The sequence below is a fragment of the Curtobacterium sp. MCLR17_045 genome (genome assembly GCF_003234405.1).
Classification (GTDB): Bacteria; Actinomycetota; Actinomycetes; order Actinomycetales; family Microbacteriaceae; genus Curtobacterium; species Curtobacterium flaccumfaciens.
In genome coordinates, this window is record NZ_QKTB01000005.1 from 137,135 (window position 1) to 157,095 (window position 19,961).

16 protein-coding genes are annotated in these 19,961 nt (G+C 72.4%); 7 read left to right on the forward strand and 9 right to left on the reverse strand.

What is annotated here, in order from left to right:
• The first annotated feature begins 196 nt into the window (after positions 1-196).
• Together DEJ05_RS05815 and DEJ05_RS05820 are read left to right on the forward strand one after the other, a co-directional pair.
• Entirely contained in the window at positions 197-5,785 is a 5,589-nt protein-coding gene (locus tag DEJ05_RS05815; protein ID WP_111109985.1) for a glutamate synthase-related protein, read from the forward strand.
• Positions 5,782-7,572: a sulfite reductase subunit alpha gene (locus tag DEJ05_RS05820; protein ID WP_111109986.1), complete on the forward strand. Its 1,791-nt coding sequence runs from the start codon at positions 5,782-5,784 to the stop codon at positions 7,570-7,572. The genes DEJ05_RS05815 and DEJ05_RS05820 overlap by 4 nt, the downstream gene beginning before the upstream one ends.
• Before the next feature lie 370 nt (positions 7,573-7,942).
• Here the strand turns inward: DEJ05_RS05820 and DEJ05_RS05825 are convergent, their stop codons facing one another.
• From DEJ05_RS05825 to DEJ05_RS05840, 4 genes are read right to left on the reverse strand one after another with little or no spacing between them, the layout of a single operon-like run.
• A complete protein-coding gene (locus DEJ05_RS05825; protein WP_111032766.1) occupies positions 7,943-8,338 on the reverse strand; it encodes an ATP-dependent DNA ligase in 396 nt (131 codons plus the stop codon).
• An 8-nt stretch (positions 8,339-8,346) separates the two neighbouring features.
• Positions 8,347-9,570, reverse strand: coding sequence for a S9 family peptidase (locus tag DEJ05_RS05830; RefSeq protein ID WP_111109987.1), 1,224 nt, complete (start codon positions 9,568-9,570; stop codon positions 8,347-8,349).
• A gap of 4 nt (positions 9,571-9,574) precedes the next feature.
• Positions 9,575-10,480: a hypothetical protein gene (locus tag DEJ05_RS05835; RefSeq protein ID WP_110864111.1), complete on the reverse strand. Its 906-nt coding sequence runs from the start codon at positions 10,478-10,480 to the stop codon at positions 9,575-9,577.
• Complete coding sequence (locus DEJ05_RS05840; protein WP_111109988.1) at positions 10,480-10,947, reverse strand: hypothetical protein; 468 nt, start codon at positions 10,945-10,947, stop codon at positions 10,480-10,482. The genes DEJ05_RS05835 and DEJ05_RS05840 overlap by 1 nt, the downstream gene beginning before the upstream one ends.
• 79 nt (positions 10,948-11,026) lie before the next feature.
• Here DEJ05_RS05840 and DEJ05_RS05845 point away from each other — a divergent pair, with 79 nt between their 5' ends.
• Together DEJ05_RS05845 and DEJ05_RS05850 are read left to right on the forward strand one after the other, a co-directional pair.
• Entirely contained in the window at positions 11,027-11,410 is a 384-nt protein-coding gene (locus DEJ05_RS05845) for a helix-turn-helix transcriptional regulator (protein ID WP_111024440.1), read from the forward strand.
• Positions 11,410-12,393, forward strand: coding sequence for an SRPBCC family protein (locus DEJ05_RS05850; RefSeq protein WP_111109989.1), 984 nt, complete (start codon positions 11,410-11,412; stop codon positions 12,391-12,393). The genes DEJ05_RS05845 and DEJ05_RS05850 overlap by 1 nt, the downstream gene beginning before the upstream one ends.
• A gap of 172 nt (positions 12,394-12,565) precedes the next feature.
• Here the strand turns inward: DEJ05_RS05850 and DEJ05_RS05855 are convergent, their stop codons facing one another.
• From DEJ05_RS05855 to mvk, 5 genes are read right to left on the reverse strand one after another with little or no spacing between them, the layout of a single operon-like run.
• The gene (locus DEJ05_RS05855; protein WP_111109990.1) at positions 12,566-13,729 is read right to left on the reverse strand and encodes a hydroxymethylglutaryl-CoA synthase; all 1,164 of its coding nucleotides are present in this window, start codon (positions 13,727-13,729) and stop codon (positions 12,566-12,568) included.
• Positions 13,726-14,790 carry a hydroxymethylglutaryl-CoA reductase gene (locus tag DEJ05_RS05860; RefSeq protein ID WP_027466013.1) on the reverse strand — a complete coding sequence of 355 codons (1,065 nt, stop codon included), beginning with the start codon at positions 14,788-14,790 and terminating at the stop codon, positions 13,726-13,728. The genes DEJ05_RS05855 and DEJ05_RS05860 overlap by 4 nt, the downstream gene beginning before the upstream one ends.
• A complete protein-coding gene (locus DEJ05_RS05865) occupies positions 14,783-15,865 on the reverse strand; it encodes a phosphomevalonate kinase (protein ID WP_071406100.1) in 1,083 nt (360 codons plus the stop codon). The genes DEJ05_RS05860 and DEJ05_RS05865 overlap by 8 nt, the downstream gene beginning before the upstream one ends.
• Complete coding sequence (mvaD, locus tag DEJ05_RS05870) at positions 15,862-16,863, reverse strand: diphosphomevalonate decarboxylase (protein ID WP_071247062.1); 1,002 nt, start codon at positions 16,861-16,863, stop codon at positions 15,862-15,864. Before mvaD ends, DEJ05_RS05865 begins: the two co-directional genes overlap by 4 nt.
• Positions 16,857-17,840 carry a mevalonate kinase gene (gene mvk, locus DEJ05_RS05875; RefSeq protein ID WP_111109991.1) on the reverse strand — a complete coding sequence of 328 codons (984 nt, stop codon included), beginning with the start codon at positions 17,838-17,840 and terminating at the stop codon, positions 16,857-16,859. Before mvk ends, mvaD begins: the two co-directional genes overlap by 7 nt.
• A gap of 104 nt (positions 17,841-17,944) precedes the next feature.
• Here mvk and DEJ05_RS05880 point away from each other — a divergent pair, with 104 nt between their 5' ends.
• The 3 genes from DEJ05_RS05880 to DEJ05_RS05890 all read left to right on the forward strand — a co-directional run bounded on the left by DEJ05_RS05880 (position 17,945) and on the right by DEJ05_RS05890 (position 19,947).
• On the forward strand, positions 17,945-18,421 hold the full coding sequence (locus DEJ05_RS05880) for a MarR family winged helix-turn-helix transcriptional regulator (protein ID WP_181242990.1): 477 nt from the start codon (positions 17,945-17,947) through the stop codon (positions 18,419-18,421).
• Between the two features lie 101 nt (positions 18,422-18,522).
• Positions 18,523-18,945 carry an organic hydroperoxide resistance protein gene (locus DEJ05_RS05885; protein ID WP_071406102.1) on the forward strand — a complete coding sequence of 141 codons (423 nt, stop codon included), beginning with the start codon at positions 18,523-18,525 and terminating at the stop codon, positions 18,943-18,945.
• A 27-nt stretch (positions 18,946-18,972) separates the two neighbouring features.
• A complete protein-coding gene (locus DEJ05_RS05890) occupies positions 18,973-19,947 on the forward strand; it encodes a zinc-binding dehydrogenase (protein ID WP_071406109.1) in 975 nt (324 codons plus the stop codon).
• Positions 19,948-19,961 lie beyond the last annotated feature (14 nt).

The window sequence follows — 19,961 nt, forward strand, 5'->3', positions numbered from 1 at the left end:
CGAACAGACCCGCACGGTGCGACACCATCACACGCCCACCACCCGTGTTGCACGGTCGGTATACCAAGCCGTAGCATCGCCCTACCGCACCACCACCCCACAGGGCCCGACTGCCACCATCGGTCTGCCCGCGGCGAGCGCTCCATCGATGCAGCCCGCGCCGTCCGCTGCCGGCAACGCCCCACTGGACCCGCACGTGAACCCCACCTCTTTCGGTCTCTACGACCCTGCCCGCGAATCGAGCGATTGCGGCGTCGGTTTCATCACCCGTCTCGACGGGACGCCGAGCCACGACGTCATCCGCAAGGGCGACGAAGCGCTGTGCTCCATCCCGCACCGCGGCGGCAAGTCCGCCGAGGGTGTCGGTGACGGCGCAGGCGTCAGCATCGACCTGTCGGTGGAGTTCTTCAGCGCCATCACCGGCGAGCAGCTGCGCGCCGGGCACTTCGGCGTCGCGAACTGCTTCGTGCCGAGCAGCGACGGAGCCGACGGCACCGACGGCACCGACGGCACCGACGAGCGCGCCCGCGCCGAGCAGACCGTCACGGACGCCATCACGAACGAGGGCTTCGAGCTGCTGCTGGTCCGTGACGTCCCGGTGGACCACTCCGTCGCGCGCCCCGAGGCCGAGCAGTACCAGCTGCCGATCGTGCAGTGGGTCTTCCGTGCTCCGTCCGACTGGGACCGCACCGAGGTCGACGCCGCCGCGAACCGCGCCCTGCTCGCCATCGAGGCGGTCTCCTACGCCCGGGCCGCCGCCGAGCGCGCCGAGCACGCCGCCCTGTACCCGCTGTCGCTCAGCGCCCGGACCCAGATCCTGAAGGGCCGGCTGAACTCCGGCGAGGTGATCGGGTACTTCACCGACCTGCGCGACCCCCGGCACTCGGTGCGGACGCTGTACTTCCACACCCGGTTCTCGACGAACACCGAGCCGCACCCGACGATGGCGCAGCCGTTCCGCCTGATGGCGCACAACGGCGAGCTGAACACCGACCGCAAGAACCGGCTGTCCGACGAGGCGCTCGCGCGGGCCCGCACCCGGAGCATCGTGCGTCCGCCCGGGCAGTCGGACTCGAGCCGACTCGACCAGACACTGCAGAGCCGCGTGTTCGACGACGGGCTCGAGATCGTCGAGGCCGTGGTCTCGCTCATGCCGCCGGCGTGGGAGAACGACCGCACCCTGACCCCGGACGTCCGGGACATGCTCGAGTACTTCTCGCTGTACGAGGAGAAGAACGACGGCCCCGCCGCCGTGATCTTCAGTGACGGCGACGTCGTCGGCGCCCGCCTGGACCGCCTGGGCCTGCGCCCGCTGCGCACCGTCGAGACGGCCGAGTACCTGATGGTGTCGTCCGAGGCCGGCCAGGTCGAGTTCGACGCCGACGAGGTCGTGCACCGCGGCCGCATCGAGGCCGGCGGCATGCTCGTCGTCGACCACCGCACCGGCATCCGCATGCGCACGGGCGAGGTGCTGCACATGCTCGCGGCCCGCCGTGACTACGGCACCCTGCTCGACGCCGCCCGCGTGAACCTGGACGACGTGCCCGCTCCGGACTACGAGCGCACGACGTCCACCCTGGGCTACGACGGTGACCTGTCGCTCGCGGGTCGGTACGTGGCGTACTCGCTGAACCAGGAGAGCTTCCGGTTCATGCTCGACCCGATGCTGCAGAACGGGTCGGAGCGCATCTCGGCGATGGGCTACGGCAACGCGATCAACGCCCTGAGCGACACCGAGGGCGGCATGGCGAAGTACTTCTCGCAGCGCTTCGCCCAGGTGACGAACCCGCCGCTCGACTCGATCCGCGAGGCCGACGGGATGTCGATGCGCGTCGCACTCGGCGCGAAGCCGGACGGCACGGGCACCACGGGGCGTCAGCTCGTCGTGCAGTCGCCGATCCTCGGGCACCTCGACATGGTGCGCCTGCGCGAGCAGGACATCGTGCCGCTCGAGCGCTTCGACACGCTCTACGTGCCGGTGCCCGCCGACGAGCAGGCCAACGCCGACGCGATGCGCGGCGCGCTGGACGCCCTGTGCGACGCGATCGAGGCGTTCGCGGCGCGCGGTGGCGGGATCGCGGTCGTGACCGACCGCGAGGTGTCGTCGACCCATGCGCCCCTCCCCGTGATCCTGGCGGTGGCCGCCGTCAACCAGCGGCTCATCGAGACCGGTCTGCGCCTGCGGGTGTCCGTCGTCGCGGAGAGCGGTCAGCTGCCATCGTCACACCACGTCGCGACCGCGCTGGGCTTCGGTGCCGCCGCTGTGTACAGCTTGAGCGCTCGGCTGCGTGCGGAGGAGAAGTACCCCGCCGCACCCGCACCCGCCGGCGAGCTGACCGCGACCGACCTGGCACTCAAGCAGTTCCGCAAGGCCGCAGAGAAGGCCCTGGCGAAGACCATGGGCCGCGTCGGCCTGTGCACGGCCGAGAGCTACATCGGCGGCGAGTTCTTCGAGCCGAACTACCTCGACACCGGCGACGACGTGCTCGCGCGGATCTTCCCGCACATGCAGGCCCCGGTCGGCGGCGTCGGCTTCGCGCGCATCGCCCAGGCGGCGACGGACTGGCACGAGCGTGCCCGCTCGGTGGCGTCCGAGGGCCAGGTCCCGCTGCTCGGCCTGTTCAAGGAACGCTCCGACGGCGCCGGCCACTCGTTCGGCGTCGCGAGCGTCCGCGGGTTCGGCGGCATGACCGAGGAGCGCCCGGCCTTCGAACGCTCCGGCGACTCGGACGCGCTGCGCCTGCTCACGCTCGGCCAGCTCGACGACTCGTTCGGCATCACCGACGCCGCGTACCGGAACACCGGGTACGACCGGCTGAGCGACGCCGAGATCGACGCGCACCGCATCACGCCGGGCTACGTCACGTTCCTGCAGACGACCCACGACGAGCGGTCCCGCCGCCCCGCCGCGCTCCGCGACGTGCTCGCGCTGCCCGCGGACGTCACCGGCATCGACACGGCCGAGGACTTCGCCCGCGAGCTCGGCCGCTTCTCGACGAGCGGCAACGCCAGCGTCACCGTGCGCGGGCTCTCCGGCTCGCGTCCGTCGGACGACCAGGACCTGCCGGGAGGCACGGAACGGTTCCGCCTGGAGCTCACGTCGACGGGGACCACGGGTGCACTGCGCCACGCGTCCCTGGCAGACGGCCTCGCGTTGCTCCACCCCGGGCAGATCGACGTCGACTCCGTCGACGACACCGGGGTGACGCTCCGCGCCACCGGTGCGGCCGTCGCCCTGCTCGCGCTGCTGCAGAGCGCCCCGGCGAGCGTCGAGCTCGACGAGGTGCAGCCGGCCCACGAGATCACCCGGACCCTGGCGTCCGGCGCGATGAGCCACGGCGCGCTCGTCGCCACCGCCCACGAGGCCGTCGCACACGGTACGAACATGGTCGGCGGCATGTCGAACAGCGGTGAGGGCGGCGAGCACCACTCCCGCTACGGCACCATCCGCGGCTCCCGCATCAAGCAGTTCGCCTCGGGCCGGTTCGGCATCTGGGCCGGCTACCTCGCCGACCCCATGCTCGAGGAGCTCGAGATCAAGATCGGCCAGGGGGCGAAGCCCGGCGAGGGTGGGCAGCTGCCCGCACCCAAGGTCACGGTGGACATCGCCGCGGCCCGTGGTGGCACGCCCGGCGTCGAGCTGATCTCGCCGCCGCCGCACCACGACACCTACTCGATCGAGGACCTCGCGCAGCTCATCCACGACTGCAAGGCCGCCCGCGTCCGGGTGATCGTGAAGCTCGTCTCGTCCGAGGGCATCGGCACCATCGCGGTCGGCGTCGCGAAGGCCGGCGCGGACGTGATCAACGTCGCGGGCAACACCGGCGGCACGGGCGCCGCGGCCGTCACCAGCCTGAAGTACGCCGGCCGTTCCGCGGAGATCGGCGTCGCCGAGGTGCACCAGGCCCTGGTCGCGAACGGCCTGCGCCAGAAGGTCACGCTCCGCTGCTCGGGTGCGCACCAGACCGGCAGCGACGTCGTTACGAGCGCCCTGCTCGGCGGCGACAGCTTCGAGTTCGGCACGACCGCGCTCATGATGCTCGGCTGCGTGATGGCGAAGAACTGCAACGTGAAGTGCCCGGCGGGCCTGACCACGAACGCCGAGGCGTTCGAGGGTGACCCCCGTGCGCTCGCGCAGTACCTGCTTAACATCGCCCACGACGTGCGGCAGATCCTGGCCCGGCTCGGCCTGCGCTCCCTGCGCGAGGCCCGCGGCCGGACCGACCTGCTGCAGCTCCTGGACCACCCGGCGAGCGTGGGCCGGCTCGACGCCCGCGCCCTGCTCGCCCAGGTGCCGGAGAAGGTCGTCGCGGACCCGGAGTACCTGGAGAAGGACTTCCACACCGACGACGCCCTGCTCGAGCGCGTCCGCACCGCCCTCGTCGACCACGCGCAGGAGCACGTGCTCGTGCACGGCGTGCTGCTCGGCAACGCCGACAAGTCGGTCGGTGGCCAGCTCGGCATCGACCTCGAGCGCCTGCTCAACCACGAGCTCCGCGCCGAGGACGTGCAGGGCCTGCCCGCCGTGACGACGGACGACCGCGGACGCCGCCGGCTGGTGGACGGCGCGGTCACGATCCGCACGCAGGGCTCGGCCGGGCAGTCCTACGGCGTCTTCAACAACGACGGCGTCGTGCTCGAGCACACCGGCACCGCGAACGACGGCGTCGGCAAGAGCCAGAGCGGCGGACGGATCATCGTCCGCGCCCCCGGTGGCGGCAGCGCCGCACAGGGCGGCAACGTGCTGGTCGGCAACTTCGCGCTGTTCGGGGCCACCGGCGGCCGCACCTTCGTCGAGGGCGAGGCCGGCGACCGGTTCGCCGTCCGCAACTCCGGCGCGACCGCCGTCGTCGAGGGCGTGGGCGACTTCGGCTGCGAGTACATGACCGGCGGCGCCGTGTTCAACCTCGGCGCGTTCGGCAAGGGCCTCGGCAACGGCATGTCCGGCGGGTTCCTGTACCAGTACGACCCCTCCGGCCAGGTCGCCGAGCGTGCCAGCACGGACTCGCTGCTGGTGTTCCCGATCACCGACACCGAGCGCGGTGCGTTCCACGAGGCCGCCGCCCGCCTGCTGCTCGAGTGGCACCTCGAGGCGACGGGTTCGGCCCTGGCCGAGCGGCTGCTCGCCGAGTGGGACACCGCCCGCGCACACGTGTACGTCGGCATGCCCCGTGCCCTGCTGCTCACGCAGGACGCCGGCGAGATCCTCGCGGCGGCGACCCGGCCCGAGCTCCTCGACGAGCTCGCGACCTCGATCGCCACCGACAAGCTCCGCGCGTTCAAGCTCGACTACCGCGACCAGCGCACGGTGCTCGACGGCCGTGCCCCGGCGCTCGGCGACCAGGGTGAGGACATGTTCTCGCTGCTGTCGTCGTACACGGTGCTCGGGGTCGCCCAGGACGTCGCCCTCGAGCGCGTCCCGGGTGCGTTCGGCACCGCCGACGCGCGGGTGGCCGAGGCCGTCAAGAACCTCGTGCTCACCGAGGACTTCTCCGTCAAGCAGCGCGTCGTGAAGTACCTGCGCGGCACGCTCGACCGGTTCGCCGACGACCAGCTCGCGACCCTCATCGCGATCAAGCGGCTCGACGACTACAAGCGCGCGCTCACGCAGCGGAACAACCGCAGCATGGACGCGCCGGGCACCACGGGGTGGATCATGCACCAGAACGCCAAGAACGACGGCCGCGTCCGCGAGGCCCGCTTCGACGAGCTGCTCGCCACCGCGGCGCTCGAGGACATCGCCCGCCGGGCACCGCAGGCGCCGACCGAGGCGGTGACCGCGTGAGCCTGCTCCCCCCGACCGGGTCGCTGATCCCCGTCGACGCACCGTTCTCGGCCGCCCAGGAGTCCTGGCTCGCCGGGTTCATCGCGGGCATCGCCGCCGCCGGCAAGAAGGTCGCGGCCAGCGCGCCCACGACGACGATCGACGTGCTCTTCGGCACCCAGACCGGCAACGCCGAGTTCCTGGCCGACGAGCTCGTCGCCGGCGCGAAGGCCCGCGGACTCGGCGGTCGTGCCAGTGCGCTCGACGCCGTCACCCCCGAGCAGCTCGCCGAGATGTCGCACGTGCTCGTCGTCACCTCGACCTACGGCGAGGGCGAGATGCCCGACAACGCCGGGCTGTTCTGGGACGCGATCCAGGCGAGCACCGTGCCACGGCTCGAGGGGCTGCAGTACGCCGTCCTGGGCCTCGGCGACACGAGCTACGACGAGTTCTGCCAGGCCGGCAAGCTCCTCGACACCCGGTTCGAGCAGCTCGGCGCGACCCGGGTCCACGACCGCGTCGACTGCGACGTCGACTTCGAGGACCCGGCCGCACTGTGGACCGCGGCGGTCCTCGACCGCCTCGCCGCCGAGGCCGGCGCGACGGCTGCACCCGGCGCGACCACGGGCGGTGGTGCCGGCGATGGTGCTGCCGCGACCAGCGGGGCGGGCGCGACCCGTGCCTCCCGGCCGGGGTCGCAGTGGAACAAGCGCAACCCGTACCCGTCGCGCCTGGTCGAGAACCGGCTGCTCTCCTCGCCGCGCAGCGCGAAGGAGATCCGGCACTACGAGTTCGACCTCGGCGACTCGGGCATCGAGTACGCGGCCGGCGACGCCCTGGCGGTCGTGCCCGTGAACGACGAGGTCTTCGTGGCGGACCTGCTCGAGCAGGTCGGCGCGAACGGCGGCGAGGCGTTCGACGGCCGGCCCATCACCGAGGTCCTGCGGACCGACCGTGAGATCCGGACGCCCTCGAAGGACCTGATCGCCGACCTGGTGCAGCGCGCGCCGTCGAGTGAACTCGCGGCCGTCGTGGCGCACGGCGACAAGCACGAGCTGGACCGCTGGCTGTGGGGACGCGACGTCCTCGACCTGCTCCGCGACGCCGGCCCGGCCGCCCCGGGACTCGACGAGCTGCTGCCGAACCTGCGGCCGCTGCAGGCGCGGCAGTACTCGATCTCGTCGAGCCCGCTGGCCCACCCGGACCGCATCCACCTGACCATCGCGTCGGTGCGCTACGGCGACCCGCACCGGATGTACGCGGGAGTCGCGTCGACGTTCCTGGCCGACCGGGTCGACCCGGACGGCACCGTCGACGTCTACCTGCAGCCGAACGCGTCGTTCGGGGTACCGGCGGACGAGTCGGCGCCGATGATCATGATCGGACCGGGCACGGGTGTCGCGCCGTTCCGCGGGTTCCTGCACGAGCGCGCGGTGTCCGGGGCGACGGGGCGCAACTGGCTGTTCTTCGGCGACCAGCACCGGGACACCGACTTCGTGTACCAGGACGAGCTCACCGAGCTGCAGGAACAGGGCGTGCTCGACCGCCTCGACCTGGCGTTCTCGCGTGACCAGGCCGAGAAGGTCTACGTGCAGACGCGGATGCTCGAGCGGTCGGCGGAGCTGTTCGCCTGGCTCGAGGACGGCGGCCACGTGTACGTGTGCGGGGACGCCTCACGCATGGCGAAGGACGTCGAGGCCGCGCTGCTCCAGGTCATCCGGACCGGACGCGCGCGCGGCGAGGACGACGCGCAGGCGTACCTGGCCGACATGCGTCGCGCGAAGCGGTACGTGCGCGACGTCTACTGAGCCGCGTGCAGATCTGATGAGTCCGCCCCGGCCACGGAACCCGAATCCGATGGCCGGGGCGGTCCCGGAGGAGCGCCGGTCGATGGGGGCGGACCGGCGGGCCCTGCAGCGTGACGCACGCATCACCGACGCGTGGCGTCGGTGACCCGAGCAGGGAGTCCCCTGATCCGGGACTCACGTCCCTCGCTCGTCTCGGTCACCGGTGGTTGGTCGGCACCGGACTCGCTGTGCGTCACGGGCTGTTCGGGTTCCCCTCCTGCCGCGGACACTGCCAGCACCGGTGCCCTAGCGCCGGTGCGGGGGACGACAGCGAACCGCGGTGACGCCACAGTACGATCCGAGCAACCTGGGTGGAACCCGTTGACCCGGATCAGCGCGTTGTGCTACCACTCGGTGTCCCGGATGCGTCGTCCGCGTCGCCGGGTGCCACCGCCCGCGACCACGCCGAGTCGGCCGCCGTGCTGGTGTCCGCCGGCTCCGGCGTCAGCACGAGCCCCGACCCCGAGGTGGCCGAGGCGTAGAGGTCCTCGAGCCAGCTGCGGTTGATCGACGGCACCCGGCTGCCGGTGAACTTGAAGTGCAGGCTCACGTTGGGGTGCAGCCAGATCGTGCTGCGACCGTTGCCGTGGACGACGTCGTCCTTCCACGAGAAAGCGAAGCGGTGGTCACGCCGGAGCATGTTGACGATGACGATCTGCAGGTGCGTGAGCGCGCGGTCGTCGATCCGCAGGTCGAGCGGTCGGCCGTCGTAGATGAGCTGCCCCATGGCTCCTTCTACTCCTGCGCTCCGGTGTGCGCGAGACCGGACGCCCAGTCCGTGATGGTGCCGTCGAACCAGACCGCGTCGACGTTGCGCTCCCAGGCGTGCTCGGCCGGCTCGCTGACCGCCAGTGTCACGGTGCCGGGGTGGGCATCGGCGAACTCCTGACTGGCCGAGAACGGCACCGTGGTGTCGCCGGTGGAGTGGATGAGCAGGGTCGGGGGCAGCTGCCGGGGTGCGCGCAACCAGGACAGCGCGCGCACGTCGACCGGCGAGCGCAGCCCCACCGTCCGGCAGAGGACCGGCGTCGCCATCGCCCCGAGGGCAGCACTCACCACGAAACCCGGCAGCCCCGCGCGACGGGCCTGGGACCGGACGGTGACGGCCCAGTCCAGTGCCGGGGCGACGAGCACGATCCCGGCCAGGCGGTCACGGTGCGCCGAACGGGCGAGGAGTTCGTGCGTGATCGTCGCGCCCATCGACCACCCCACGATGACGAGCCGTTCGGCGCCGTTCGCGACGGCGTGGTCGAGCGCCGCTTCGACGTCGGCCCACTCGCGCGCGCCGAGGTGCGAGGCCCGGCCTTCCCACGGTGCCTCGCCGTCGCCGCGGAACGACGGGACGATCGAGGTCCAGCCGAGCTCGAGCGCCGCTGGGACGGTCCGGAGCGCGGTGACCCGGGTCGTCCGGATGCCGTGGACGTGGACGGCCCAGGTGCGGGCGGCCACGGGGTCGGCGCCCCGGGCAGCCAAGGGGTCGGCACCCCGGGCGGCCGGGCGGCCCGGGCCCGCGGCGCCGTCCGGCCCCGGCCGCACCACCCACGCGGGCGCCGGCCCCACCGGCGTCGGCAGCGACACCTCGGACCAGTCGACCTCCATCGCCGCCGGGTCCGGGTGCACGTGCCCGCTCCACCGCACCCGCGACGACACCGCGCCGGTCGTCCGGACCACGGCCCGGCGCACGAACCCGGCGGCTTCGTCGACCTCGAGCACCGGCCCGACGGTGGTGTGCCCCGGCCCGTCGTGCCACAGCCCGTACTCCCCCGGGCGCACGGTGTCGTCGGTGATCGGCAGCCGGACGGAGTCCGCGTCGGACTCGAGCACGGGCGTCCACCGGTCGCCACCGGGCAGCACGATCCTGCCGACGACCTTCCGCAGGACGACCAGGACCACCAGGCCGACCAGACACACCGCCGCCAGCACCACGAGCGCTCCGAGCACCCACCACACGATCGTCACGCTGTCATCCTCCGAGGCTCCGGGTCAGGGTCCGTTCGGCCGACCGCACCTGCGCGAGTTCGGCGTCGTCGAGGGTCCGGCCCTGCACCTCGGCGTCGCGGATCGCGATCACCAGGTCGTAGGTCCGGGCCTGCGGGTCCCCCGGCCGCTCGACCGCCCGCACGGCGTGCCGACGGGCGATGCGGCGCAGGCGCCGGTGGTGCCCGCGGTGTCGCAGGTCACGGCCCCACCGCCGGAACGTCAGCGAGGCCATCGCCACGACGATGAGCACGATGCCGAGGTAGAACGGCGGGTCGAAGGCCAGGCGCAGGCCGTCCCGCACCCCGGCCGGGAAGAGTCCGAAGTGGTCGGCGGTGAGCGAGGCGACCTCGTCGACGCTCGCCACGACGACCAGGGCGAGCCCGACGCGGAACACCACGAGCGCCACCGGGTTCTGCAGCACGCCGCGGCGCAGGGTCGTGGCGGCGATCAGCCCCACGCCCACCATGTACACCGTCCCGTAGAGCCACATCGGGGTCTGCTCGATCTCGCGCACGATGAAGTGGAAGTCGGTCCCACCGCGCTCCTCGACCAGCAGGAACGGCACCGTGAACGCCACGACCACGACGAGGAGCGCCACCGGCCTGGCGAGCACCGGGCGCTCCGGCAGGTCGTCGGTGCTCGCGCGCAGCATCAGCCAGAACGCGACGGTCGCGCAGACGTTCTGCACCAGGTTGATGAGGTTCGAGCCGCCCAGGGCACCGTCGAGCACCGGCTGCGGCACGACGCTGCCGAGGGTCAGGAGTCCGAGCGCCCCGACGCCGGTGGCACCCCAGGCCGCCCGACCACGAGGGTTCCGCAGCACGTACGGCGTGCGGGCGAGGAAGATCAGCGCCGCGAACCAGAAGGCCGCGGCGTGCAGGACGGCCATCAGCCGTAGGCCCGCTCGTCCGCGCCCGTGGCACCGGCGAGCAGGACCGTCGCGAGCTCGTAGGCGAACCGTTCGGCGAAGTGCTCGTCGTCGTCGGAGATGCTCACGAGCCCGGAGTCGGCGTCGAGCGCGCGACGGCAGACGTGGCCCCCGGCGGCGAACTCGGCGACGGACGACGGGGTCGGTGTGCCGACGTCGCCGTGCACCAGGTGCCCGAGCTCGTGCAGCACGCAGTGCATCCGGTAGAGCGGCGGTGCGTCGGCCGGCACGAGCACCAGGTTCTCGTGCTCGAACTGCGACACGAGCGCGGTGAGCGGACCCCAACTCGGCCCGTCGACGTCGACGACGCGCGTGGGCTTGCCGACCATCCGACCGACGCCGCTCACCACGTCGGACAGCTGCGGCGCACGGGGCAGGGTGGCGACGAGGGCACGGACGGCACCGGACGCACCCAGCTGCTCCGCCATCGCCCCTCCGATCTCCGCGGCAAGACTACCGGCAGGTCCCCCTTGTGGACGAGACCGGCCGGACGTAACCTACAACCAAATGGTTGTACGAATCGAACTGTCCGACGCCGAGGTCGACCGGGTGTTCCACGCACTGGCCGACGCGACCCGTCGCGACATCGTCCGGCGCACGCTCGTCGGGTCGTCGTCCGTGAGCGAGCTCGCGGACGCCTACTCGATGTCGTTCGCCGCCGTCCAGAAGCACGTCGCCGTCCTCGAGGGAGCCGGACTCGTGAGCAAGGAGGCCCGCGGCCGCACCCGCATCGTGCGCGCCGAGCCGGAGCAGCTCGACCGGGTCCGTGCCCTCCTCGACGCCTACGGCCGCCTCTGGCACAGCCGGATGGACCGCCTCGGCGACGTGCTCGACGGCGACGCGTCCGGACACCCAGCACCAGACGACACCCGACGACACCAGGAGCGATGATGCCCACCACGTCCGTCCACACCGATCCCGACACCCTCTCGATGACCCTCGTCGCCGAGTTCCCCGTCCCCGTCGAACGCCTCTGGGCCGCCTTCGCCGACCCACGCCAGCTCGAGCGGTTCTGGGGACCGCCCGGGTTCCCCGCGACGTTCACGACGTTCGACCTGCGCCCCGGCGGCCGTGCCGACTACCGGATGACGTCCCCGCAGGGCGAGCGGTTCCACGCCGTGTGGCAGGTCACCGAGGTCGACGAGCACCGTCGCATCGTCTTCCGCGACCTGTTCACCGACCCGGAGGGCACGGTCGACGAGTCGCTCCCCACCAGCGAGACCGTGTTGTCGTTCGGGCCGGCGGACGACGGCTCGCGGGTCACCGTGGTGTCCTCGTTCGCCTCGGCCGCCGACCTCGACGCGATGCTCGAGATGGGCATGCTCGAGGGCTACCAGCAGGCGTTCGGCCAGCTCGACCGGGTGCTCGCCGACCTGCGCGAGTGGGCCCTCGGTGCGGGCACCGAGACCGAGGTCCTCGACGACACCCACGTCCGGATCACCCGGGCGTTCGCGGCGCCACGGCACCTGCTCTGGCGGGCGCACACCGAGCCCGACCTGGTGCGCCGGTGGCTGCTCGGCCCCGACGGGTGGGAGATGACGGTGTACGAGAACGACCTGACCCCGGGCGGCACGTTCCGGCAGGCCTGGGCGCCGACGGGTGACACCGAGGGCGAGCCCTTCGGGTTCGAGGGCGAGAACCTCGTCGTCGAACCGGAACGCCGGATGGTGTCGACCGAGCGCATGACCGGGGCGCCCTTCCCGCCGAACACGAACGACCTGCAGTTCGACGAGGACGACGGCGTCACGCTCATGACGCTGCTCGTCACCTACCCGGACCGGGAGCAGCGGGACATGATCCTCGCGACCGGCATGACGGAGGGCATGGAGGCCAGCTACCAGCGGCTGGAACGCGAGGTCCTGTCCGCAGCGTGACCGGCAGACGGACGGGAGGCCCGTGGCGGCGCCGCCACGGGCCTCCCGTCCGTCCCGAGCAAGCGACAGATCCCGGCGCACGATCCGGGTCCGGTCCCCGAGAGCGACAGATCCCCGCGGATGTTCCGCGGGGATCTGTCGCTTTCGCGAGGGGCTGGTGGGCGCAGGCCGGCTACTCCGGCTGCGCCGTCGCCTCGTAGTGCCGCGCGCCGCCGCGCACGCCCGCGAACCGGAACGGCGCGGTCGTGACGCGCGGACGCTCGACGTCCTCGCTGGTGGCGGCACCCGCGGCGTGCAGCGCGCGGTACGCGTCGACCGTCAGCGGGACCCGCGCCTCGAGCAACGACCGCACGCGACCCGCACGGCGGTGCTCGCGGTAGTCGGGCCGGACGGTACCGGTGATGAGCTCACCGACGCTGCCCGAGCCGTAGCTGAACAGGCCGAGCCGCTCCCCCGCCAGGTCGTCGTCCAGGTCGAGCAGTGCTGCGAGCCCGATCCAGAGCGACGCCGTGTAGGTGTTGCCGGTCTGCCGGTTGTAGGTGAACCCGATCGCCAGGTCGGCCTCGTCGAACGGTGCGCCGACGTGCTGCGTGAGCTTGCGGTGCGCCTTGATCGCCATCTTGGTGAAGGGCTGGTGGTGCACGAACCGGGCGATGTCGTCGTACGCCGGGCCGCCCTGTTCCGCCAGGTCGTCCCAGGCGCCGACGAACGCGTTGACGTACGCGCTCACCGAGAGCCGACCGTCGACGAGTGCGGTGGAGCGGTCGTTCGGCCGCCAGAAGTCGTCGACGTCCGCCGTGTAGACGCCCGCCGCCGGCTCGATCTCGATCAGGTCGGGGTCGGCGGACACCAGGATCGCGGCGGCGCCGGCACCCTGGGTCGGCTCGGCCGGGGTGTCGACGTCGTACCGGGCGACGTCGGCGGCGATGACGAGCACCCGCTCGTGCGGGGCACGGGCGACGATGCCGAGGGCGAGCTGCACCGCGGCCATCCCGCCGTAGCAGGCCTGCTTCAGCTCGACCACGCGGACGGCCTTCGGCAGCCCGAGCAGGCCGTGCACGTACACGCCGGCGGCCTTCGACTGGTCGACGCCGGACTCGGTGGCGAACAGCACCGTGCGGATGCCCTCGACGCCGTGCCGGTCGATGAGCTCCTTCGCGGCGGCGGCGCCCATCGTGACGATGTCCTCGTCGGGCGCTGTCACGCTGAAGGCGTCCTGCCCGATGCCGACGTGGTACTTCGCCGGGTCGACGCCGAGCCGCTCGGCCAGGTCGTCGAGCTCGAGCACGTGGTGCCCGGTCGCGATCGCGATGTCGTGGATGCCGACGCCGGTCATGCCGCACCCCCTGCGGGCTTCGCGCCGCGGCGTTCCATGGCGACGTGGGCGGCCATCAGCTCGCCCGGGTTGGTCTGTGCGGCGAGGAGCGAGAGCTCCCCGCACAGGACGGTCGCGGCGCACAGGGCGGCGAGGCGGCGGGCGTTCCCGCCCGGCTCGCGGTCCTCGCGGCAGCCGAGGCGCACCAGGGCGTCCTCGACGACGGGCAGGTCCCCGCCCTTGCCGTTGCCGACCGTGCCGACGATCAGGTGCGGCAGCGAGGTCGCGAAGTACAGGTCGCCGTCGCGGTCCTCGGCGCTCGTGATGCCCTGCGAGCCCTCGACGATGTTGGCGGCGTCCTGCCCGGTGGCCAGGTAGAAGCCGAGCAGCATGTTCGCGTAGTGCGCGTTCGCCGAGCGGATGGCCCCGGCGATCGTCGACCCGATCAGGTTCTTCGCGATGTTCAGCTCGACGATGCGCGCGGTGCTCGACCGCAGACGCTTCTCGACGACCTCGCCCGGGATCACGATCTCGGCGATGGTGTTGCGGCCGCGGCCACGGATGCCGTTCACCGCGGTCGCCTTCTTGTCCGTGCAGAAGTTGCCCGACACCGAGACGTACCGCAGGCCCGGCTGCCAGTCCAGGATCGCCGGCAGCAGCTTGTCCGCCGCCTGCGTGACCATGTTGTGGCCGGAGGCGTCGCCGGTGGTGAACGCGAAGCGCAGGAACAGCAGGTCCCCGACGATCTCCGGGTGCACCTCGATGAGCTTGGCGAACCGGCTCTGCCCGGACACGATCGCGGCGAGCTCGTCCTGGCGCGCGAGGATCTGGCCCGCGGCGACGTGGGCCGCGGCGGCGCTGTCGGCACGGACCACGACGGAGCGGGTCATGCGCTCGTCGACGACGGTCGCGACGATGCCGTCCTCGACCATCCGCGAGATGCGGGCGCCGCGGCCGACGGACGGCCAGAGCGGCGACTCGTAGGTGGCGAGGGGGACCTCGTGCTCCCCCTGCACGGCGTTGCCGCTGACGCGGATCGGGCCGACCCACTTGGTGGGGATCGGTGTGAGCAGGTCACTCATCGAGGGCTCCTTCTGGTGCTCGCACCGCGACGCTGAGGTGTCTGATGTCGTGCGCCTCCCAGGCGCGGTGGATGCCGGCGGGGTCGGTGTCCGCCGGGACGAGCGCGATGCCGCAGTCGCCACCGCCGGCACCGGACGGCTTCGCCGCCCCGCCCGCCGCCTCGACGACGTCGCACAGGGTCGCGAGACGCTCGGTCTCGATCTTCGACCCGACCGAGTCGCCGAGACGCTGCAGCAGCCCGCGGGCGCGTCGGAGGGCACCGAGCGTGCGCTCGGCGTCGCCGGTCTGGAGGCCCGTGGTCAGGTCGTCGACGGCGCTGCGGCTCTCGTCGAGGAACGCCTGGTACCCGCCGTTGCGGTGCCGACGCACCACGTCGACGAGCTTCGTGGTGGACGCGGGCGAGCCGGTCCAGCCGACGAGCAGCTGCAGGTTCTCGGGGGCGGGCAGCCGCTGGACGTCGAAGCCGTCCCACGCGTCGGCGTCCGTCAGGATCGCGGACACGGCGTGGTCGCCGAGCATCGCGGCGAGGCGCTCGCGGTCCGGTGCGCTGTAGCGCAGCCAGCCGCCGAACGTGCTCGCGGCGAGGTCGCCGCCGGAGGCCCGCGGGTTCACCCGGATGGTGGCGAGCAGGGCGACCTGGAAGCGCTGGCGCTGCGTCAGGCCGATGCCGTAGAAGCGGTCGAGGGCGCCGACCGTGGCGACGGTGACCGCAGCCGAGGACCCGAGTCCGAACTTCCGGCCGCTGGCGTCGTCGAGCTGGCTCTCGATGCGCAGGTCGTGGAACCGCGGGGCGATGCCGTGCTCGGCGCGGAGCTTCTCGACCAGGTCGATCGTGGCCATCACGTAGTCGTAGGGGTGGTGCTCACGGTCGAGCGCCAGGCCGTCCTCGGCACGGGTCCACGTGAGCGGCAGGTGCCCGTACTCCTCGGAGTGCACGCTGCCCGCGCCGTGGCCCTCGCGCACCTTCGCCGTGATGGCGCGGTCGAGGGCGATCAGGACGGACGGCTGGCCCGGCTCGACGACGGCGTACTCGCCGGCGACGAACAGCTTGCCGTGTGCACGGAACTCGATCACTGCGCGGACTCCTTCTGGTCGGGATTGCTCCCGATCTCTTCGGAGCGGAGCACCCGCGCGGCAGGTCCGGTGCCGGACTCGATGACGTCCCCCAGCGACGCGAGCGCCCCGGCGACGGCCGCCCGGTCCTGTGGCTTCGTGAGCACGACGACGTTCGGGCCCGCGTCGGCCGTGGCGTAGGCCTCGGTGCCGCCGGCACGCAGCTCGGCGACGGCGTCGAACACGGCGACGCTGCGGGCGTTGAGGTAGCGGATCGGCGGGAACGCGCCCTCGATCGTCGCGTGCATCCGGAGCGCGTTGCTCTCGGTGATCTCGCCGATGCGGGTGAAGTCGCCGGCCGCGCAGGCCGTGAGCATGTCGCCGACGGTCTCGGTCGTCGAGGTCACCCAGGCCGGGTAGAAGGGCGACGTCGCGATGGTGCGGCGCATGGCCTCGCGCGACCCGATCGGCTTCGGGCCGGCGTCGATCGTGACCACGACCATCGCCATCGGCGGGGCCGGGATCGGCTCGGCGAAGGAGCCCTGGTCGTCGCCGGCGTGCCAGACGGCGACACCGCCGGGGATCGAGCGCGTGGCCGAGCCGGAACCGCGACGGGCCAGACGGGACAGGTCGCGCGGCGACAGGTCGAGGCCGTAGGCCGCGGCGGCGGCGGTCGCCAGGGCGGCGAAGCCGGACGCGCTCGAGGCCAGCCCGGCACCGGTCGGGACCGTGTTCTCGGAGACCACCGACGCCCGCTCGGACGACCCCGCGAGCTCGCGCACCAGGTCGAGGAACTGCTGCACGCGCACAAGCGCACCGTCGTCGACGACGTGACCGTTCAGCGTGAACGCATCACGGGCCTCCCGTCCGCCGTCCACCGTGACGGTGGTCGTCGTCGGGAACACGTCGAGCCCCATCGAGACGCTGCCCGTGGCGGGCAGCGCGAGCTGCGCGTCCGCCTTCCCCCAGTACTTGACGAGGGCGATGTTGGGGTGCGCGACGGCGGTGGCTGTCAGCAAGCGCGGGCTCCGATCGTGGTGGTCCAGGTGGCTGCGGCCCCTGCGCCGCGGAGTGCGGCCGCGATGCGGTCCGCGTGGTCGTCGTCCGCGGCGAGCGCGAGGACGCACCCGCCCCGCCCGCCGCCGGTGAGCTTCGCGCCGAGGGCGTCCGCAGCACGTGCGGCGTCGACGAGCCGGTCCAGGTCGTCACTCGACACGTCGAGTGTGCTGAGCAGGTCGTGCGCGGCGTCCATGGTGGCACCCAGAGCCTGGGCATCGCCGTCCTCGAGTGTCCCCCGTGCCCGTCGGGCGAGCGCGCCGATCCGGTCGATCACGGCGCCGACCCCGGCCGGGTCCTGGTCGTGGCGGGCGCGGACGGCCGACACGGCCTCGCGGGTGTGCCCGGGGACGCCGGTGTCCGCGACGACGAAGGTGAACCGGGTGCCGAGCGTGACGGGTTCGATGTGCCCGCCCTCGAACCAGACCGGCGCGGACGCGACGACGCCCCGGGCGTCGAGGCCGGACGGTCGGCCGTGGGCGACGCGCTCGCACTCCTGGATGAGCTGGTGGTGGGTCTCGACGTCGAGGGTCTCGCCCAGGGCATCGGCGACGGCGGCGGTCACGGCGGCGGCGACCGCGGCGCTCGAGCCCATGCCGCGGGCGGTCGGGACCTCGCTGTCGACCCGGACGTGGAAGTGGCGGTCGGTGACCCCGAAGTGGCGCAGGGTCGCGGTGACGGCGGTGACGGTCGGCAGCACGGCCGCGGGTGCGAGGTCGAGGGGGCCGGTGTGCACGGTGGACTGCAGGCTGTGACCGGGCTGCTCGGCGTCGGCGGCGACCGGGGTGACCGTCGCCACGACCCGTGCGTCGAGCACCGGCAGGACGAGAGCGGGTGCGCCGTAGACCACGGCGTGCTCACCGATCAGGATCGTCTTGCCGTGGGACGACGCCGATCCGTTGCCGGGGGTCGTGGTGGTGTCGAGGTCGCTGCTGCTCATCTTGGGTCACGTCAGCCTAACCGTCCGGGTCGTCGGCGTGTTCGTCAGCTGGGCATCCGCTGCATCGAGTTGTGCACAACTTGGTTGCGTGACAGTGTGGACGCATGCCCGTGACCGACGAGATGGTGTGCTTCTCCCTCTACGCGGCGTCCCGCGCCACCACGCAGGCGTACCGCACGATGCTCGAACCCTGGGGTCTGACGTACCCGCAGTACCTGGTGCTCGTGACCCTGTGGGTCGAGGGCGACCAGACCGTCTCGAGCCTCGGGGAACACCTGCAGCTCGACTCCGGCACCCTCTCGCCACTGCTCCGCCGCATGGAGCAGAGCGACCTGGTCCGCCGCGAGCGCCGCAGCACCGACGAGCGCGTCGTCACGGTGACCGTCGGTGACCGAGGCCGCGAACTGCGGTCCGAGCTGAGCGGCATCCCCGCGCGCATCGCCGCCGGGATGGGCCTGGCCGACGAACGTGCCGCCGCCGAGCTCATCGCGACGCTGCACCGGCTGACCGAGACGATGCACGCGGCGGCCGACCCCGAGCACGACGCCGCTGGCGCTGACGCCGGCGCCGTTTCGCGCTGAGCGACACCGCACGGCCACGTGTGCCCGTGAACTGTCGCTGAGCGCGAGAGCACGCCGCACACCCCCGAACTTCACGATCCGCCCCACAAGGAAGGAACCCCATGGAAACCCTCTACACCGCCGAGGCCCTGGCCACCGGCGAAGGCCGCAACGGCCACGTCGCCACGAGCGACGGCACGGTCGAGTTCGACCTCGCCATCCCGAAGGAGATGGGTGGCTCCGGCAACGGCGCCAACCCCGAGCAGCTCTTCGCCGCCGGCTACGCCGCCTGCTTCCACTCCGCACTGCAGGGCGTCGCCCGCAGCCAGAAGGTGAAGATCACCGACTCGTCCGTCGGCGGTCGCGTGTCGATCGGCCCGAACGGCAACGGTGGCTACCAGCTCGCCGTCATGCTCGAGGTCGTCATCCCCGGCCTGGAGCACGACCAGGCCCAGGCCCTCGCCGACGCGGCCCACCAGGTCTGCCCGTACTCGAACGCGACCCGCGGCAACATCGACGTCACCATCGTCGTCTCGGAGGACTGACCCATGAGCACCACCACCCCCACCACCATGCGCGCCGTCGTCCACGAGACGTTCGCCGAGCCCGCCGACGTCCTCGAGGTGCAGGAGCGCCCCGTCCCGACGCCCGGCGCCGGCGAGGTCCTCGTCCGCACGGTCCTCTCCCCCATCCACAACCACGACCTGTGGACCGTCCGCGGCACCTACGGCTTCAAGCCGGAGCTCCCCGCTGCCTCGGGCACCGAGGCACTCGGCGTCGTCGAGGCCCTCGGCGAGGGCGTCACGAACCTGCAGGTCGGCCAGCGCGTCGCCGGCGGTGCCTTCGGCGTCTGGGCCGAGTACTACACCGCGAACGCCGCCGGGCTCGTCCCGGTGCCGGACGCGATGACCGACGAGGCCGCCGCCCAGCTCGTCTCGATGCCGTTCAGCGCCATCAGCCTGCTGCACTCGCTCGACCTGCACGAGGGCGACTGGATCATCCAGAACGCCGCCAACGGTGCGGTCGGACGCATGGTCGCCCAGCTCGGCGCCGCCCGTGGCATCAACGTGATCGGACTCGTCCGTCGCGCCGCCGGTGTCGACGAACTCCGCGAGCAGGGCATCGAGCGCATCGTCGCCACCGACGCCGACGACTGGCAGGACCAGGTCGCCGCGATCACCGGTGGTGCCCCGATCATCGCGGGCGTCGAGTCGGTCGGTGGCAAGGCCGCCGGCGACATCGCGTCCGTGCTGGGCGAGAACGCCACCCTCGTCGTCTTCGGCGCGATGGCGTCGCCGACGCTCGAGATCCCGTCGGGCAAGGTCATCTTCGGCCAGCTCACCGTGAAGGGCTTCTGGGGCTCCGTCGTCAGCAAGACGATGCCGGCCGAGACGAAGGGGCAGCTCTTCGGTGAGCTCATCACCCGCGTGCTCGACGGCTCGCTGACGCTCCCCGTCGCCGAGACCTTCGCCTTCGAGCAGGTCCGCGACGCCGTGCGCGCCAGCGACACCGCCGGTCGCGTCGGCAAGGTGCTCCTGCGCCCGTAACGCGACCACAGAAC

Coding starts and splice junctions, on each gene's coding strand:
- DEJ05_RS05850 (WP_111109989.1), top strand. CDS start 11,410: ATGCCCACCACGTCCGTCCACACCGATCCCGACACCCTCTCGATGACC.
- DEJ05_RS05825 (WP_111032766.1), bottom strand. CDS start 8,338: ATGGGGCAGCTCATCTACGACGGCCGACCGCTCGACCTGCGGATCGAC.
- DEJ05_RS05855 (WP_111109990.1), bottom strand. CDS start 13,729: ATGACCGGCGTCGGCATCCACGACATCGCGATCGCGACCGGGCACCAC.
- mvk (WP_111109991.1), bottom strand. CDS start 17,840: ATGAGCAGCAGCGACCTCGACACCACCACGACCCCCGGCAACGGATCG.
- DEJ05_RS05885 (WP_071406102.1), top strand. CDS start 18,523: ATGGAAACCCTCTACACCGCCGAGGCCCTGGCCACCGGCGAAGGCCGC.
- DEJ05_RS05890 (WP_071406109.1), top strand. CDS start 18,973: ATGCGCGCCGTCGTCCACGAGACGTTCGCCGAGCCCGCCGACGTCCTC.
- DEJ05_RS05840 (WP_111109988.1), bottom strand. CDS start 10,947: ATGGCGGAGCAGCTGGGTGCGTCCGGTGCCGTCCGTGCCCTCGTCGCC.
- DEJ05_RS05860 (WP_027466013.1), bottom strand. CDS start 14,790: ATGAGTGACCTGCTCACACCGATCCCCACCAAGTGGGTCGGCCCGATC.
- DEJ05_RS05845 (WP_111024440.1), top strand. CDS start 11,027: ATGGTTGTACGAATCGAACTGTCCGACGCCGAGGTCGACCGGGTGTTC.
- DEJ05_RS05835 (WP_110864111.1), bottom strand. CDS start 10,480: ATGGCCGTCCTGCACGCCGCGGCCTTCTGGTTCGCGGCGCTGATCTTC.
- DEJ05_RS05880 (WP_181242990.1), top strand. CDS start 17,945: ATGCCCGTGACCGACGAGATGGTGTGCTTCTCCCTCTACGCGGCGTCC.